A 16,913-nucleotide genomic window follows, 5' to 3' on the forward strand; every position below is an offset into this window, starting at 1 on the left:
GGCGGCACGCGGGGTCGAGGCCGCAGGTGAGGCTCTTGCGGGACAGCGCCTCGTGCACCAGGGCGAGGCCCTCGACGGCGACCTCCACCTGGTCCCCGTCGTGGAGGTCGCGCGTGGCGAGCGCGGCGGCGCCGGTGGCGATCCGGTCGGCCCCGGTGACGGCCTGGCCGGCGCCCTCGGCGAGCTGGCTGGCGCCGTCGTCGAGCCGGGTGGCGCCGTCGGCCAGCTGCCGCGCGCCGCCGGCTCCCTCGGCCACCCTGGCCTTCGCGTCGCCGAGCCGGTCGCCGACCTCGCCGGACTGGTAGGCCACCGACGCCTGGGTGATCGGCTCGCCGGTGGGGCGGGTGACGGTGCGGACGAGCGCCACGCCCTCGTGCTGCTCCACGGCGGCGGCCGCCCGCTCGATGAGGGCGAGGTCCCTGGTGTTGCGCAGGTCGTGGTCGGCCTGCACGAGGACGTAGTCGGGCAGCACCTCGTTGACCGGGAAGTGCCGGGCCAGCAGGGCGAAGCCGCGGTTGCTCTCGGCCTCCTCCGGCAGCGGGTCGCGGATGTCGTACGACAGGTCGAGCAGCGGGAAGAGGGCGGCCAGCAGGGTGAGCGGGACCGCCGAGGCGGCCAGCATGCGCACCGGGTGCACCGCGACGAGGTCGGCGACCCTCTGCCACACCTCACCCGCCCTCGACTCCCGCGGCTCGGCCCAGCCCCGCCTGCCGGCGAGCGCGAGCAGCGCCGGGGTGAGGGTGAGGCTCAGGACCAGGTTCACCGCGATGCTCACGGCGATCGCCGGGCCGGTGGTGTTGAAGAAGCCCAGGTCCGCGAAGACCATGCACAGCGTCGCGAGGACGACGGTGACCGCCGAGCCGGCGATGACGCCGCCGACCCGGCTGGCGGCGATGCCGGCGGCCCGCACCGGGTCGACCCCGAGGCGGCGCTGCTCGTGGTAGCGGGCGACGAGGAAGACGGCGTAGTCGGTGCCGGCGCCGAGGATGACGGCGGTCAGGAAGGACCCGCTGAAGGTCGAGACCGCGAAGAAGTCCTCCATGCCGCACCAGGCCACGACCGCACGGCCGGCGGCCAGGCCCAGGCCCACGACGCCGAGCACGATGACCGGCACGGCGAGCGCGCGGTAGATGACGAGGAGGATCAGCCCGATCAGCCCGATCGTGACGATGGTGATCCGCAGGACGCTCTCCTCCGTCTCCACCGTGAGGTCGACGACGGTCGCGGTCGGTCCGGTGACCTCGACGACGAGCCCGTCAGGGGCCCTGTCCCGGACGACGTCGCGCACGGCGGAGACCTGGCGCAGCGACGACGGCGCACCGGTGGCGCCGGTGATGCCGACGAGCACGTAGCGCGCTTGCCCGTCCGCGCTGGTCAGCGCCTTGCGCAGCCCGGGCTGGCGGATGTCCTGGACGAAGACGACGTCGTCCTCGAGCGCACCGAGGTCGTCGACCAGCGACTCGGCGAAGAGCCGGTCGGCCCTCGTCAGGCCGCTGGAGCGCTCCATCGCCACCACGACGAAGCTCTCGCTGCCGCCGTTGCCGAAGGCCTCGTCCATCGCCTTCACGGCCACCATCGACGGCGCGTCCCCGGGCACCATCGGCGAGGAGTCGCGCCCGGCGACCTCCTCCAGCTGCGGCACCGCGACGTTCACCACCGCGGTGAAGGCGAGCCAGACGAGCAGCACCCACGCCGCCCGTCGTACGACGAAGCGGGCCCAGCCCGCGGCCTTCGTGCCGGTGTCCCCGCCGGCCGTCCCCATGGTCACCCGAGGAAACTAGAACCGGTTCCTTGCCAGTGGCAAGGAACTGTGTCCGGCTCCACTCCGCGGCCCCGAACCCGGTCCCGGGTGGCGCCGGTGTGGCAGGCTCGCCGCGTGACCGAGAACGATTTCACCCCCGACGCCATCGTCGTCGGCGCGGGCCTCGCCGGGCTCGTCGCGACCTTCGAGGCCACCCGAGCCGGCAAGAAGGTGCTGGTGCTCGACCAGGAGAACCGGGAGAACCTCGGCGGCCAGGCCTGGTGGTCGCTCGGCGGGCTCTTCCTCGTCGACTCTCCCGAGCAGCGCCGGATGGGCGTCAAGGACTCCCGCGAGCTCGCCTGGCAGGACTGGCAGGGCTCGGCCGCCTTCGACCGGATCGGCGAGGGCGAGGGTCCCGACCGCGGCGAGGACCACTGGGGCAGCCGCTGGGCCCGGGCGTATGTCGACTTCGCCGCCGGCGAGAAGCGCGACTACCTGCGCGCGCTCGGTCTCAAGTCGCTCACCTTCGTCGGCTGGGCCGAGCGCGGGGACGGCTCGGCGAGCGGGCACGGCAACTCCGTCCCGCGCTTCCACCTGACCTGGGGCACCGGCCCCGAGGTCGTGCGGGTCTTCCTCGAGCCGGTCGAGCAGGCCGAGGAGCGCGGCCTGGTGCGCTTCGCGTTCCGCCACCGTGTCGACGAGCTGCTCATCGAGGACGGCCGCTGCGTCGGCGTGCGCGGCTCGGTGCTCGAGCCCAACGACGGCCAGCCGCGCGGCGAGGCCTCCAGCCGGGAGGTCGTCGACGAGTTCGAGGTGCGGGCGCCCGCGGTGCTGGTCTCCTCCGGCGGCATCGGCCACAACTTCGAGCTGATGCGCGCGAACTGGCCCACGGAGCGGGTCGGGCCGGTGCCGGAGCACATGATCGCCGGCGTGCCCGCCCACGTGGACGGCCGGATGCTCGCGATCAGCGAGTCCGCCGGCGCCAACCTGGTCAACCGCGACCGGATGTGGGCCTACGTCGAGGGCATCCACAACTGGGACCCGGTGTGGCCGAACCACGCGATCCGGATCCTGCCCGGCCCGTCGTCGATGTGGTTCGACGCCGACGGCAACCGGCTCACCGGCATGTCCGGCGTCCCGGGCGCCGACTCGATCGGCTCCATGAAGCAGGTCCTGGCCACCGGCGCCGACTACTCGTGGTTCGTGCTGACCCAGTCGATCATCGAGAAGGAGTTCGCCCTCTCCGGCTCGGAGCAGAACCCCGACTGGACCGGCAAGGACGTCCGGCTGATGCTCAAGGAGCGGCTCGCGAAGGGCGCCACCAGCCCGGTCGAGGCGTTCAAGGAGCACGGCGAGGACTTCGTCGTGGCGGACAACCTGGACGACCTCGTGGCCGGCATGAACCGGATCGCCCGCGGCGGGCGGGTCCTCGACGTCGAGCACCTGCGCCGGCAGGTCGAGGACCGGGACCGGCAGGTCGACAACCCGTTCTGCAAGGACGCCCAGGTGATGGCGATCCACAACGCACGACGTGACCGCACCGGCAAGATCATGCGCGTCGCCAGGCCGCACCGGATCCTCGACCCCGCGCACGGCCCGCTCATCGCCGTACGGCTCAACATCCTGAGCCGCAAGACGCTCGGCGGCATCGAGACCAACCTCGACAGCCAGGTCGTCCGCCCCGACGGCTCGGTCCTCCCGGGCCTGTACGCCGCGGGCGAGGTCGCGGGCTTCGGCGGTGGCGGTGTGCACGGCTACAACGCTCTCGAGGGGACCTTCCTCGGCGGCTGCATCTTCTCCGGCCGCGCCGCCGGTCGCGCGATCGGACGGGGCTGACGTGGCCGGCGCGACGGACCCGGACCGACTCTCGCCGGACCAGGTCCCCGACGACACGACCGGCGGCCAGCTGGCCGGGTGGATCGCCGAGGACGTCGCGCGCTACCTCGCGGCGCGGCTCGCGGCCCTGGCCGCCTGCGTGGCCGTCGTGGCCGGCGCGCTGTCGGAGTCCGCGTCCACCGGACTCAAGGCCACCAGCGCCACCGCGGGCGGCGTCGGCCTGTTCGTGCTCCTGGTGACCGGCCTGCTCCGCGCCCGCCGCACCCGGCAGTGGTGGGTCATCGGCATCGTCCTGGCCACCTGCGCCGTCCTGCTCGCCGCCATCTGGCTCGGCTCCACCTGACCCGACTCCCCGGTCGAGATGTCACTCGTGGCGGGTCGAAGCGTCACTTGCGGCCGGTCGAGGCGTCACTTGTGGCCGGTCGAAGCGTCAGTTGTGGCGCGTCGAGACGTCATTTCCTGCCCAACCGATCCATCGACGTACGGCGTGACCACTCGACGGGCCAGAAGTGACCACTCGACAGGCCAGACCTGACCACTCAACAGGCCAGACCTGACCACTCAACAGGCCAGAGGTGACGTCTCAACGGGTGGGGTCCACGAGGATCTTCGCGTGCCGCTCGGGGTCGGCGAGGTCGTCGAAGGCGTTGGCGACGCCGTCGAGGCCGACGGTGCCGGTGACGAGCGGGCGGACGTCGAGCTTGCCGGAGGCGATCCACTGCAGGGACTGGTGGAACTCGCTGGGGTCGTAGGCGAACACGAAGCGCAGGTCGACCTCCTTGTTGATCGCCATCGACGGGCGGAAGGAGTCCTGGCCCATGCACACCCCGACCACGACGACGCGGGTGAGCAGCGGCGCGTGCGCGACGACGTGCTCGATCATGCCGGGCAGGCCGACGCACTCGAAGACGACCGGACCGCGCGGCGTCGCACCGACCTTGTCGGCGGCGCGCAGGACGTGCGCCCACGGCAGCAGGGGTACGGCGCGCAGCTTGTCCATCGCGTCGAGGCCGACCTCGGCCAGCGCGATCGCCTCGGTCAGGTAGCGCCGCGAGTCGGCGAAGGAGGACCACGGCGACTCGGTCGCGGGGTCGACCACGACGTCGGCGCCCATCTGCGCGGCGAGCTCGCGGCGGGCGGGCGAGAAGTCGCTGGCGATGACGTGGCGCACGCCGGTGGCCTTGAGCATCGCGATGACCGCCAGCCCGATCGGTCCGCAGCCGACGACGACCGCGGTGTCGTGGGCGCCGACCTGGCCACGGCGCACAGCGTGCAGCGCCACCGCCATCGGCTCGGTCAGCGCGGCCGCGTCGGCCTCGAGGCCGTCGGGCACCCGCATGGTCATGGCGGCGTCGACGAGCACCTGCTCGGCGTACCCGCCCGGCGCCTTCGCGCTCAGGCCGGTGAGGTGCACGCCGTCCGGGGTGCGCAGCACCGGCAGGGCGACGACGCGAGCGCCCGCGGGGAAGGCCGAGCGACGCGTGCCGGGCCCGTGCTCGGCGACGGTGCCGACAAACTCGTGGCCCATCACGACCCGGTCGGTCGAGCGCATGAAGTCCTCGTAGCCCAGGGCCGCGGCGTCGTCCGCGGTCTCGTCGCAGCTGGTGCGCGCGTGCAGGTCCGACCCGCAGATCCCGGCCCGCTCGACGTCGAGCAGGAGCTGGCCCTGCGCCGGCCGCAGGTCCGGGACGTCCTCGACGGTGAGCCGGGACTGGTGGCAGACGACGGCGCGCATGCGCGCAGCCTAGGGGAGGAAATGCGCAGCGCCCCGGCTCGTCGAGCCGGGGCGCTGCGTCAGGTACGACGCCGGACGGGTCAGGCGTTGTCGAGGGACTGGGCGACGCGGCGGTGCGCCTCCCAGATCTCCTCGGGCAGGCCGTCGAACTGCGCGAGGTGCTTCTCGCGGTGGCCCATCTCCTGCTGCCAGCGCTCGACGTCGATGCTCAGCACCGTGTCGAGGTCGGCGAGGGCCTGCTCGTCGAGGCCGTCGAGGAGCAGCTCCTCGCGCTTCGGCAGGACGCCGACGGCGGTCTGCACGCCCTCGACCTCGCCCTCGAGGTACTGCATCAGCCACACGAGCGGGCGCAGGTTCTCGCGGTAGCCCGGCCACAGGAAGCGGCCGTCCTCGCCGCGCTGGAACCAGTTGACGTGCGCGAAGATCGGCTTGGBCGTCGCGCGGCCGAGGACCTCGAGCCAGTGCGCGGCGTAGTCCGCCTCGGAGTAGGACATGAACGGGCGCATCGACATCGGGTCGTAGCGGAGCACACCCTCGAGGCCGTCGGCGGCCGCGGTCGCCTCGGCGCCCAGGGTGAGGCCGTCGTAGACGCCCTCGGCGATGTCCTTGATCGCGCGGATCAGGGGCTCGCGGTCACGGGTGCGGCCACCGAAGATGATGCCGTGGATCTCGACGCCCTTCGGGTCCTCGAAGTCCTTGGCGACGTTCGGGACGTTCGCGAGGGTGGTGGTGAACCGGCTGTTCGGGTGCGCCCACGGGTCGTCGGCGTGCTCCGGCGCGCGGTCGGCGATGACCTCGCCCTTCCAGTCCTCCCAGCCGTCGAGGTCGGTCGGCTTCTCGCCGCGACCCTCCCACCAGACCTCCTGGGTCTTGGTGTTGTAGGCGACGTTGGTGAAGATCGCGCCGGTGCCCGGGACGATCGAGTCGATCGCGGTCGGGTTGGTCTTCTCGTTGGTGTCCTTGGCGACACCGAAGACGCCGTTCTCCGGGTTCATCCCGTAGAGCTTGCCGTCCTCGCCGACCCAGATCCACGCGATGTCGTCGCCGTAGAACTCGACGTAGTAGCGGTCACCGAGGGCGTCGGGCGCGAGCGTCATGGCGAGGTTCGTCTTGCCGGACGCCGACGGGAAGCCGCCGCAGATGTTCCACTTCTTGCCGGTCTGCTTGTCGGTGATGCCGAGCAGCATGAACTGCTCCACGAGGAAGCCGTTCTTCCAGCCGTCGTAGGCACCCTGGCGCAGGCCGTGGGCGATCTTGCCGAGCAGCGCGTTGCCGCCGTACGACGAGCCGAAGTGCAGGATCGTGCGCTCGTCGGCGACGGTCACGAAGTAGCGCTTGTCGTCGGGAGTGCCCTGGCCGAGGTTCTCCAGGTCGCCGGTGACGTGCACGGCCTTGACGAAGGAGTCGCCGAGGTCGTTGATGAACTCCACGCCGACCCGCGCCATGCGGATCATCTGGAGCACGACGTTGCGGTTGTCGGTGAGCTCGACGCCGGCGGCGAAGTTCTCCACCGGGGAGCCCTTGGGCGACATGAGGTAGGGGATGACGTACATCGTCTTGCCCGCCGAGGCGCCGGTCATCAGCTCGATGAGCTTCGGCTTCATCTCGGCGGAGGGCTTCCAGTTGTTGTAGACGCCCTTGTCGGCCTCGTTGCTGGTGGCAACGATGGTGCGCTCCTCGGCGCGCGCGGTGTCCTTGTAGTAGGAGCGCGAGTAGTAACGGCCCTCGCCGGCGGGGAGGAGCTCGCCTGCGTCCAGTGCCTCCTGGATCAGGCGCGCGTCGTCGGCCGCGGACACGACCTCGACGCGCTCTGCTCCCGTGATGTTGGCCCAGTGTGCGACGTACTCACGGACGTGGGGGTTGGTGAGTCCCGCCTCGTCGAGCGTCCGCTCCACATCAACCATGTGTTTCGCCAGCCTTTCGGTCCAAGTCAGCCGTGCGGGCACGCTACCCCACCGGCCACCCGGAAAAATCCGGGGTTCGAATCACTGTGATCCGTGGACACCGTCGTCCGCGTGACAGTCACCATGACACCGCTTCGCCGCCGACGCACATCCGCGCCAACCAGCGAGATCACACCCGTGAACGGCCCCGAACCCTTTGGATCGATCAAGGAAGCGGCGGCCCGGATCCTCTCAGGTGGCCGCCACGAGGAGCTCACGGGCCCGGCGCAGCCGGCGGAAGTACGTCGCCCGCGACTGGTAGGTCGAGCGGAGCACCGACTCGTGGGTGGACCCTCGCGTCAGGTAGCGCTGGGTGACGAGGTCGAGCAGCGCGGGCTCCTCGGCGAGGGTGGTGCTCGCCGCTCGCTGACCCCGGGTTGGGCAGCGGCGTCGTGGGGTAGGAAGCGCCCGTGGCACCCGCACGACAGGAGCACCGATGAACCAGCCGCCCCCGCCCTCCTCCGGACATCCGGGCTGGGGGCCGCCCTCCGGACCCCCGCAGGGCCCGCCACAGGGCCCGCCACAAGGCCCGCCACAGGGCCCGCCTCCTGGCTGGGGACCGCCGCCGCAGGGCGGCCCGCAGGGGCAGCCCGGCTGGGGCCAGCCACCCCAGGGCCCGCCGCCGGGCCCGCCGCCCGGGTGGGGCCCGCCCGGCCAGCCCGGGTACGGCGGTGGTGGCGGTGGCGGCCCGCGCCGGCACACGGGCCTGATCATCGGCATCGTCGCCCTCGTCGTGCTGCTCGTCGGCGGCATCGTGACGACCGCCGTGATCGTGGCCAACCGCGACGACGGCGACGAGAAGGCCAGCGGCGGCTCGTCGGCGACGACCGACGGGTCCCCGACGGACGCCACGTCCCCGACCGACGCCACCACCGACACGACCACCGACACGACGACCGATGCGCCGACCGACGGCCCCTCCTCGACGGTCCCGTCGACGCCGTACTCCCCGAGCGACGACACCGGCGACGACGTGCACCTCGACGTGAAGTCCTCGGACTTCGAGGGCGACTGGGACTTCAAGTACGGCGACGTCACGCACAAGGCGAAGCTGCGCCAGTCGTGGGACCACGCCAGCTGCGCCCCCGTCGAGACCGGCTCGGTCTTCACCCAGCAGCGCTGCGAGTACGCCGTGCAGTGGAGCTACTCCGCCCTCAACGGCAAGGCCCGCGTCACGCACATCTTCCTGGTCTTCGACACCGAGCGGCACGCGAAGGCTGCCGAGGCGAAGGTCAAGGACAAGGACTTCGACCTGCCCGACGGCTCGATCCACGACGACTTCGTCCAGGGCAAGTGGAACCACAGCGTCTACGGCAACGTCGTCGGCGTGACGATCGGGACCACGAACGCGAAGGTCAACGAGAAGAAGCTGCAGTCGCTGGTGAACTACATGAACACCGACTACAAGGTCGCGCTGCTCTTCCAGTCCTGACCACGTCCGGTGCTGACCACGTCGCACCCCCTAGGCTCGGGCCATGGGGGACGACGGGGCACTCTCGCCGGACGACCGGCCGGGCGGGCGCAGCACGCTGGGCGAGCTCTACCGCACCGTGCCGGCGTCGGAGGAGTACGACGCCCGGGAGGGTGACGTCGAGGCGGCGCGCACCGCGTGGTGGCGCGAGGTGGCCCGCGAGGTCGCCCGGCTGGACCGCGAGGCCGTGGCCGAGGAGCTCGCCGCTGCCGGGAAGGCAGAGGGGGACGACGCCGCCGACGATGCTGCCGATCCCACCGAGGCTGGCGAGGCCTGCGACGGTGCTGGCGGTCCGGACGCGGAGACGCTCACGCCCGGCCAGGCGCTCGGCATGATCGAGCACCTGCTCGACGCCGAGGTGATCGACGACCCCGACGACACCGGTGATGACGGTGACGACGACGAGGGCGGCGAGGCGGGTCAGTCCCGGTAGGCCGGTGCCCGCCGGCTCGGCGCCGGGTCGGCGCTGGCGAGCAGCGGGAGCACCCGTGGCGCGATGAGCACCGACAGCACCATCACGCTGGTGGAGCGGACCACCGACGACGACTGGTCGATGCGCACGAGGGTCGCCTGCAGCTCCGGGTGCGAGCGCGTCGCCACCCGGCACAGCACGTCCGAGGACCCCGTCGTCACGTAGGCCTCCAGCACCTGCGGGATGGCGGCCAGGTCGCGCGCCACCTCGTCGAGCGCGCCCTGCGAGATCTCGAGGGTGACGAACGCCTGCACCTCGTAGCCCGCGGCCGCAACGTCGATGGTCGGGTCCCAGTCGGCGATCACGCCCGCCTCGCCCATCCGCCGCAACCGGCTCTGCACGGTCGCCCGGGCCACCCGGGTGACGCGCGAGAGCTCGAGGTCACCGGCACGGGGGTGCTCGGTCAGCGCGGTCAGCAGGGCGATGTCGACCTGGTCGAGGGTGAGCGGTTCCGGCATCCTTTGATGCTAGCCAGATTGACCAGTCGAAGCACCCTCGACCTAGGCAGAACTGGCCAACCTGACGACCTCGTGGTGCGCAGGTTGTGAGCCCCGGGCGGGGCTGTTGTGCTGCTCACATGTCCCTCCAGGAGACCCTGACCAACGAGGAGCGGCTCGCCGAGCTCGACCTCGACACGCTCAAGCAGCTCGTCGGCCTCGTCGAGTACGACGACCACGCGGACCCGTTCCCGGTGACCGGCTGGGACGCCGCGGTGTGGGCGGTCGGCAACGCCACCCAGTCGGCGCACTTCTTCATGTCCGCCTTCGGCATGGAGCTGGTGGCCTACTCCGGCCCCGAGACCGGCAACCGCGACCACATGGCCTACGTGCTCAAGTCGGGCGCCGTCCGGTTCGTGCTCAAGGGCGGCGTCGACCCGCGCAGCACCCTGCTCGACCACCACCGCAAGCACGGCGACGGCATCATCGACATCGCGCTCGAGGTCCCCGACGTCGACAAGTGCATCGAGCACGCCCGATCGGTCGGCGCGACCGTCCTCGAGGAGCCGCACGACGTCTCCGACGAGCACGGCACCGTGCGCGTCGCAGCGATCGCGACGTACGGCGACACCCGGCACAGCCTCGTCGACCGCAGCCGGTACGACGGCCCGTACCTGCCCGGTTACGTCGCCCGTACCTCCACCTTCGTCAAGCGCGACGGCGCGCCGAAGCGGCTGTTCCAGGCGCTCGACCACATCGTCGGCAACGTCGAGCTCGGCAAGATGGACGACTGGGTCGAGTTCTACCGCAAGGTCATGGGCTTCACGAACATGGCCGAGTTCATCGGCGACGACATCGCGACCGACTACTCGGCGCTGATGTCGAAGGTCGTCGCCAACGGCAACCACCGCGTGAAGTTCCCGCTCAACGAGCCGGCGATCGCGAAGAAGAAGTCGCAGATCGACGAGTACCTCGAGTTCTACGACGGCCCCGGTGCCCAGCACCTCGCGCTGGCGACCAACGACATCCTGGAGACCGTCGACCGCCTGCGCGCCGAGGGCATCGAATTCCTCGCCACGCCGGACTCCTACTACGAGGACCCCGAGCTGCGGGCGCGCATCGGCGAGGTGCGGGTGCCCGTCGAGGAGCTGCAGAAGCGCGGCATCCTCGTCGACCGCGACGAGGACGGCTACCTGCTGCAGATCTTCACCAAGCCGATCGGCGACCGGCCGACCGTCTTCTTCGAGTTCATCGAGCGGCACGGCTCGCTGGGCTTCGGCAAGGGCAACTTCAAGGCGCTCTTCGAGGCCATCGAGCGCGAGCAGGCGCGCCGCGGCAACTTCTGAGCCGCGACAACTTCGAGTCGAGGACGCGACATGGCGCACTACCAGCGGATCGGCGACGTACCGCCGAAGCGGCACACCCAGCACCGGGCGGAGGACGGCACCCTCTACTTCGAGGAGCTGATGGGCGAGGAGGGCTTCTCCTCCGACTCCTCGCTGCTCTACCACCGCCACCTGCCGTCGGCGGTCGTGGAGGCGCGGGCGTGGGACCTGCCCGACCAGGCGACCACCCCCAACCACCCGCTGGTGCCGCGCCACCTGACGCTGCACGACCTCTTCCCCGGTGACGACTGGACGTCGGTGGACGCCGTGACGGGGCGCCGGCTGGTGCTCGGCAACGGCGACGTGCGGATCTCCTACGCCGTGTGCGGCGCGCCCTCCCCGCTCTACCGCAACGGCATCGGCGACGAGTGCGTCTACGTCGAGTCCGGCACCGCGCTGGTCGAGACGGTCTTCGGCGCCCTCGAGGTCGGCCAGGGCGACTACGTCATCCTGCCGCGCGCCACGACGCACCGCTGGGTGCCGACGGGCCGGGACCCGTTGCGCGTCTACGCGATCGAGGCGAACAGCCACATCACCCCGCCGAAGCGCTACCTGTCGCGGTTCGGCCAGCTGCTCGAGCACGCGCCGTACTGCGAGCGCGACCTGCGCACGCCGTCCGCGCCGCTCCTGGCCGACGCCGGCACGGAGGGGCCGGTGGAGGTCTTCATCAAGCACCGCGGTCCCGGCGCGAACGGGCTGGCCGGCACGGTCCACGTCGTGCCCCAGCACCCGTTCGACGTCGTCGGCTGGGACGGCTGCCTCTACCCGTACGTCTTCAACATCGCCGACTTCGAGCCGATCACCGGCCGCGTGCACCAGCCGCCGCCGGTGCACCAGGTCTTCGAGGGCCACAACTTCGTGATCTGCAACTTCGTGCCGCGCAAGGTGGACTACCACCCGCTGTCGATCCCGGTGCCCTACTACCACTCGAACGTCGACTCCGACGAGGTGATGTTCTACGTCGGCGGCGACTACGAGGCGCGCAAGGGCTCCGGCATCGGGCCGGGCTCGATCAGCCTCCACCCGGGCGGGCACGCGCACGGCCCGCAGCCCGGTGCCTACGAGCGGTCGATCGGCGTGGAGTCCTTCGACGAGCTCGCCGTCATGGTCGACACCTTCCGCCCGCTGGAGCTCGGCGAGGGCGGCCTCGCCTGCGACGACGGCGTCTACGTGACGTCGTGGGTGCGCAACGACACGAGCACAGACGCCAGCACAGACACCAGCAACGGTGGGGGTGCGTCGTGACCTTCCCGCTGCTGCTCGACGACGCCGCGATCTTCCCGCCGGGCAACCTGCCCCTGCCCGACGCGGTCCGCGCCCACCTCGCCCACGGCGTCGCACCGTACGCCGACCTGCTCGGCCCGCTGGTCGTCGCGCTCGCCGACCTCCCGGCCCTGGCCGAGACGACCGCCGACCTGCCCGCCGACAGCATCGCGGTCAGCGTCACCGTCCCCTCCCCCGCCGACGTGGCCGCGGCCGTGGAGCGGGCGCGCGGCATCCGCGCCGTCCGGCTGGCCGCGCTCGAGGTGGCCGTACCGGAGGGGGTGGCCGCCGGGGACGTCATCCCCGCGCTGGACGCCGCCCTGGGCGGACCTGACCGACGAAGCTCACACCTGACCGACGAAACTTCGTCGGTCAAGGAGGAGTTTCGCCGGTCGACCGGCGAAACTCTCCCGACGACCTACGTCGAGCTCCCTCGCGACGAGCGCCGCCCGGCGCTGGTCGCGGCGCTGGCCGGCACGGCGCACCACGCCAAGCTGCGCACCGGCGGGGTGCGGGCCGAGACGTACCCCGACGAGACCGAGCTGGCGGACGCGGTCGTGATGCTGGTGCGCGGCGGCGTGCCGTTCAAGGCGACCGCCGGGCTGCATCACGCGGTGCGCAACACCGACCCGGAGACGGGGTTCGAGCAGCACGGCTTCCTCAACCTGCTCGCCGCCACCGACGCCGCTGCCCAGGGCGCCGGTGCCGACGCGGTGGCCGCCGTCCTCGCCGAGCGCGACCCCCACAAGCTGCCGGACCGGCCCCGGCCCACGCTCCTCGGCTCCATCGGCACCTGCTCGATCACCGAGCCGGTCGACGAGCTGACCGACCTCGGCCTGCTCCCGGAGGTGGTCCAGTGAGCAGCCCTGCCCCTGCCAGCGCCACCGGCACCGGTCCCGACCTGTTCGGCCCGGCCAACCTGCCCTACGGGATCTACTCCGTCGACGGCTCGCCGCCGCGCGCCTGCACCCGGCTCGGCGACTACGTCATCGACCTCGGCCGGCTGCTCGGCGACCCCGTGCTCGAGCAGCCGACGCTCGACGCCTTCCTCGCCCAGGGCCGCCGGCGCTGGGACGAGGTGCGCGGCGCGATCACCGAGGCGCTGTCCGGCGGCCTGCCTGCCGACGGCGTGCACCCGGTCGCGGACGTCGTGCTGCACCTGCCGTTCACGGTCGCCGACTACGTCGACTTCTACGCCTCCGAGCACCACGCGTCGAACCTCGGTCGGCTGTTCCGCCCGGACAACCCGAACCCGCTGCTGCCGAACTGGAAGCACCTCCCGGTCAGCTACACCGGCCGCGCGGCGTCGGTCGTCGTCTCCGGCACCGAGGTCGTCCGCCCCTGCGGGCAGCGGATGCCGGCCGGCGCCGAGGTGCCGGCCTTCGGCCCGTCCACGCGCCTCGACATCGAGGCCGAGCTCGGCTTCGTGGTCGGGGTCGGCAACGAGATGGGTACGCCGATCGCCGCCGCCGACGCCGAGGAGCACCTCTTCGGCGTGGTGCTCTTCAACGACTGGTCCGCGCGCGACATCCAGGCGTGGGAGTACGTCCCGCTCGGCCCGCACCTGGGCAAGTCCTTCGCGTCCACCATCTCACCGTGGGTGGTGCCGATGGCCGCGCTCGAGGCCGCCCGCGTCGACACCCCGGTGCAGGACCCGCCGGTGCTGCCGTACCTCGCGATGGACCGTCCCTGGGGGCTGGACATCGAGCTCGAGGTCGAGTGGAACGGCGAGGTCGTCAGCCGGCCGCCGTACTCCTCGATGTACTGGTCGCCCGCGCAGATGCTGGCCCACCTGACCGTCAACGGCGCCCCGACCCGCACCGGCGACCTGTTCGCCTCCGGCACGGTCTCCGGCCCCGCGCCGGACCAGGTCGGCTCGTTCATCGAGCGCGGCGGCGGCTTCCTCGAAGACGGCGACGAGGTCGTCCTGCGGGCGACCGCCCCCGGCGTCGACGGCACCCGGATCGGCTTCGGCGAGTGCCGCGGCCGGATCGCGAAGGCGCGCCCGTGACCGCCACCGCGACCACCCTTCCCAGCACCCCTTCCACCACCCCTTCCACCAGGCGAGGACCCGACATGAAGAACCTGCTCGAGCGCTTCGAGGCCCGGCCGCCGGAGATCGTCTTCGAGTGGCACGACCCCGAGACCGAGGCCAAGGGCTGGGCGGTCATCAACTCGCTGCGCGGCGGGGCGGCCGGCGGCGGCACCCGGATGCGCGCCGGCCTGGACCGCAACGAGGTCGAGTCGCTGGCGAAGACCATGGAGGTGAAGTTCACCGTCTCCGGCCCGGCGATCGGCGGCGCCAAGTCGGGCATCGACTTCGACCCGACCGACCCGCGCCGCGAGGGCGTGCTGGCGCGGTGGTTCCAGGCCGTCACCCCGCTGCTGAAGACCTACTACGGCACCGGCGGCGACCTCAACGTCGACGAGCTGCACGACGTCATCCCGCTCACCGAGCGCTACGGCCTGTGGCACCCGCAGGAGGGCATCGTCAACGGCCACTTCGCCGCCGACGAGCGCGAGCTGGTGCAGCGCGTCGGCATGCTGCGCCTCGGCGTCTCCAAGGTCGTCGAGGACCCGCGTTACACGCCGGACCGCGACGCGAAGTACACGATCGCCGACCTGGTCACCGGCTGGGGCGTCGCCGAGTCGGTCGTGCACTACTACGCGACGTACGGCGCCGCGGCCGGCCAGTCGCTCGAGGGCAAGCGCGTCATCGTGCAGGGCTGGGGCAACGTCGGCTCCGCCGCGGCCTACTACCTCGCCCAGGCCGGGGCCCGCGTGGTCGGGATCATCGACCGCAACGGCGGGCTGATGAACCCCGACGGCTTCACCCGCGACGAGGTGCACGCCCTCTTCCTCGGCAAGGAGGGCAACACGCTGCGCGCCGAGGGCCTGGTGCCCTTCGAGGAGCTCGACGACCGGATCTGGGACATGGGGGCGGAGATCTTCCTGCCCTGCGCGGCGTCGCGGCTGGTCACCGTCGAGCACGTCAAGCGGCTGGTCTCCGGCGGGCTCGAGCTGATCTCGGCGGGCGCCAACGTGCCCTTCGCCGACCCGGAGATCTTCTACGGCCCGACCTACGAGTTCGCCGACCAGCACGTGGCGGTGATCCCCGACTTCATCGCCAACTGCGGCATGGCCCGGACCTTCACGCTGCTGATGGAGGGCCTCGGCGAGGTCTCCGACGAGCTGATCCTCAGCGACGTGTCCCGCACCATCCGCACCGCGCTGGAGAAGTGCCGCGAGCGCTCGCCGCACCCGACCCTGGTCGCCGCGACGGCGCTGGAGATCGCGCTCGACCAGCTGGTCTGACGCGGCCGGCTGCCCGTCCCGGCGACGGACCGGGGCGGGCTCCGTCCGGGGCGCGACCGGGGCATGGTCAGCGCGGGGCTCGCCTTCTATCGTGGGCCCCCGAGCGGCGACGCGTGGACCGTCCCGGCCCGGGACGGGGCGCCGCAGCTGAGGGGAACCGATGGACATGGCCGACGACGACCTCCGCCCGCCGACCGACGAGACCGCCACCAGCGGCCCGGGAGCCGAGCGCGGGTCGCCCCTGACCGACCCGCGGCCGCGCGAGCCGCTCACGGACCCGCTCGACCCCGCCGACCTGGCCGACCCGGCCGCCCCGGTGGGGACCGCTGCCCCGGGCGACCCCGCCGAGGAACCGGCCGGCACCGCCCCCACGGTGGAGTCGCGCTCGCTGCGCGAGTCGTGGCCGCTCTCGACGGCCGCGAACGGCGCGGGCACCTCCGCCCCGTCGACCGCGCAGTCCGAGGACGACGCGACCGGCGCGCCGTCGTACGAGCGACCGGTGGCGGACGAGCCGACCGTCCCGGACAGCACCACGCTGCCGTCGGCGCAGACCTTCCAGGACCTGATCGCGCTGCGCCGCGAGGCCGAGGAGTCCGCGGCCGCCGCGCTGCACGAGCGGCGTGAGGCCACCAGCCAGGCGTCGCGGATCATCGAGGAGGCGATGCGGGCCTCCGAGGCGCTGCAGGGCGAGGCGCTGCGCGACCTCGAGCAGCGCAAGACCGCCGCCGAGGCCGAGGCCGCCGCGATCCTCGAGCAGGCCCGCGCCGAGGCCGCCGAGATCGTGCGCGCCAGCGAGGACGACGTCCGCGAGGCGCAGCGCCTGCGCGCCGAGGCCGCCGCCGAGCGCGAGCGGATCAACGGCGAGCTGGAGCGGATCCGTCGTACCGCCCAGGAGGAGCTGTTCGCCGAGGCCAACCGCCACGCAGCGCGGATGGACGAGATCCGGACCCGCGTCCTGCACGGCGTCGAGTCGATCACCGAGGGCCTGCGCGGTCCGGCGTACGACGCCGCGCCGTCCTTCCGCACCCACGTCGCGCCCGAGCCGGCCCGCGCCGGGCTCCCGCCCGTCGTGGAGGCACAGCCGGACCCGGCGCCGGCCCCGAGTCCCGAGCCGACCGTCGAGACCCCCGACCCCCAGCGCGTGTCCTTCTTCGACCCGCCGGCCGCCGACCCCGCCCCGGCGGCACCGGCAGCCTCGTCGGCCCCGTCGGCCGAGGCGCCGCCGGCTGAGGAGGCCGTCGGCACCGGCCCGACCACGGCGAGCCACGCGGCGGACCCGGCCGAGGACGGCGGCTTCGCCGGCTACGGCAACGGC

The 16,913-nt window shown here is 72.4% G+C and carries 14 protein-coding genes and 1 pseudogene; 10 read left to right on the top strand and 5 right to left on the bottom strand.

What is annotated here, in order from left to right:
* The coding region (locus tag L615_RS22455; protein WP_261376828.1) for an MMPL family transporter at nt 1-1,762 on the bottom strand (1,762 nt) is incomplete at its 3' end.
* Nucleotides 1,763-1,876: 114 nt separating this feature from the next.
* On the opposite strand from L615_RS22455, the gene L615_RS22460 reads away from it, so the two are divergent.
* Together L615_RS22460 and L615_RS22465 are read left to right on the top strand one after the other, a co-directional pair.
* Nucleotides 1,877-3,577 (top strand): FAD-binding dehydrogenase, encoded by a 1,701-nt coding sequence (locus tag L615_RS22460; RefSeq protein ID WP_145726532.1) that lies wholly within the window; start codon nt 1,877-1,879, stop codon nt 3,575-3,577.
* Nucleotide 3,578: 1 nt separating this feature from the next.
* On the top strand, nt 3,579-3,920 hold the full coding sequence (locus L615_RS22465; protein WP_145726533.1) for a hypothetical protein: 342 nt from the start codon (nt 3,579-3,581) through the stop codon (nt 3,918-3,920).
* Between the two features lie 240 nt (nt 3,921-4,160).
* On the opposite strand, the gene L615_RS22470 is transcribed toward L615_RS22465, so the two are convergent.
* The 3 genes from L615_RS22470 to L615_RS22480 form a co-directional block, all read right to left on the bottom strand.
* Nucleotides 4,161-5,312 (bottom strand): zinc-binding dehydrogenase, encoded by a 1,152-nt coding sequence (locus tag L615_RS22470; RefSeq protein WP_145726534.1) that lies wholly within the window; start codon nt 5,310-5,312, stop codon nt 4,161-4,163.
* An 80-nt stretch (nt 5,313-5,392) separates the two neighbouring features.
* Nucleotides 5,393-7,216 carry a phosphoenolpyruvate carboxykinase (GTP) gene (locus tag L615_RS22475; protein WP_145726535.1) on the bottom strand — a complete coding sequence of 608 codons (1,824 nt, stop codon included), beginning with the start codon at nt 7,214-7,216 and terminating at the stop codon, nt 5,393-5,395.
* Between the two features lie 231 nt (nt 7,217-7,447).
* Entirely contained in the window at nt 7,448-7,672 is a 225-nt protein-coding gene (locus L615_RS22480) for a hypothetical protein (protein WP_145726536.1), read from the bottom strand.
* Between the two features lie 316 nt (nt 7,673-7,988).
* On the opposite strand from L615_RS22480, the gene L615_RS23655 reads away from it, so the two are divergent.
* Both L615_RS23655 and L615_RS22490 read left to right on the top strand, forming a co-directional pair.
* On the top strand, nt 7,989-8,687 hold the full coding sequence (locus tag L615_RS23655; protein ID WP_222430670.1) for a hypothetical protein: 699 nt from the start codon (nt 7,989-7,991) through the stop codon (nt 8,685-8,687).
* Nucleotides 8,688-8,730: 43 nt separating this feature from the next.
* Entirely contained in the window at nt 8,731-9,159 is a 429-nt protein-coding gene (locus L615_RS22490) for a hypothetical protein (RefSeq protein WP_145726537.1), read from the top strand.
* Here L615_RS22490 and L615_RS22495 read toward each other — a convergent pair.
* The gene (locus L615_RS22495) at nt 9,147-9,656 is read right to left on the bottom strand and encodes an Lrp/AsnC family transcriptional regulator (protein WP_028656531.1); all 510 of its coding nucleotides are present in this window, start codon (nt 9,654-9,656) and stop codon (nt 9,147-9,149) included. The two genes, L615_RS22490 and L615_RS22495, sit on opposite strands and share 13 nt — an antisense overlap.
* Nucleotides 9,657-9,775: 119 nt before the next feature.
* On the opposite strand from L615_RS22495, the gene hppD reads away from it, so the two are divergent.
* The 6 genes and pseudogenes from hppD to L615_RS22525 all read left to right on the top strand — a co-directional run.
* On the top strand, nt 9,776-10,981 hold the full coding sequence (gene hppD, locus L615_RS22500) for a 4-hydroxyphenylpyruvate dioxygenase (protein ID WP_028656532.1): 1,206 nt from the start codon (nt 9,776-9,778) through the stop codon (nt 10,979-10,981).
* A 30-nt stretch (nt 10,982-11,011) separates the two neighbouring features.
* A complete protein-coding gene (locus tag L615_RS22505; RefSeq protein WP_145726538.1) occupies nt 11,012-12,265 on the top strand; it encodes a homogentisate 1,2-dioxygenase in 1,254 nt (417 codons plus the stop codon).
* Nucleotides 12,262-13,143, top strand: coding sequence for a hypothetical protein (locus L615_RS22510; RefSeq protein ID WP_145726541.1), 882 nt, complete (start codon nt 12,262-12,264; stop codon nt 13,141-13,143). Before L615_RS22505 ends, L615_RS22510 begins: the two co-directional genes overlap by 4 nt.
* Entirely contained in the window at nt 13,140-14,294 is a 1,155-nt protein-coding gene (gene fahA, locus L615_RS22515) for a fumarylacetoacetase (RefSeq protein WP_145726544.1), read from the top strand. The genes L615_RS22510 and fahA overlap by 4 nt, the downstream gene beginning before the upstream one ends.
* Nucleotides 14,295-14,359: 65 nt before the next feature.
* A complete protein-coding gene (locus L615_RS22520; RefSeq protein WP_145726547.1) occupies nt 14,360-15,598 on the top strand; it encodes a Glu/Leu/Phe/Val dehydrogenase dimerization domain-containing protein in 1,239 nt (412 codons plus the stop codon).
* Between the two features lie 160 nt (nt 15,599-15,758).
* Nucleotides 15,759-16,913, top strand: a pseudogene (locus L615_RS22525) (hypothetical protein); the annotation flags it as partial.

Origin of the sequence: Nocardioides sp. J9 (assembly GCF_007829375.1) — a bacterium.
Taxonomy (GTDB): Bacteria; Actinomycetota; Actinomycetes; order Propionibacteriales; family Nocardioidaceae; genus Nocardioides.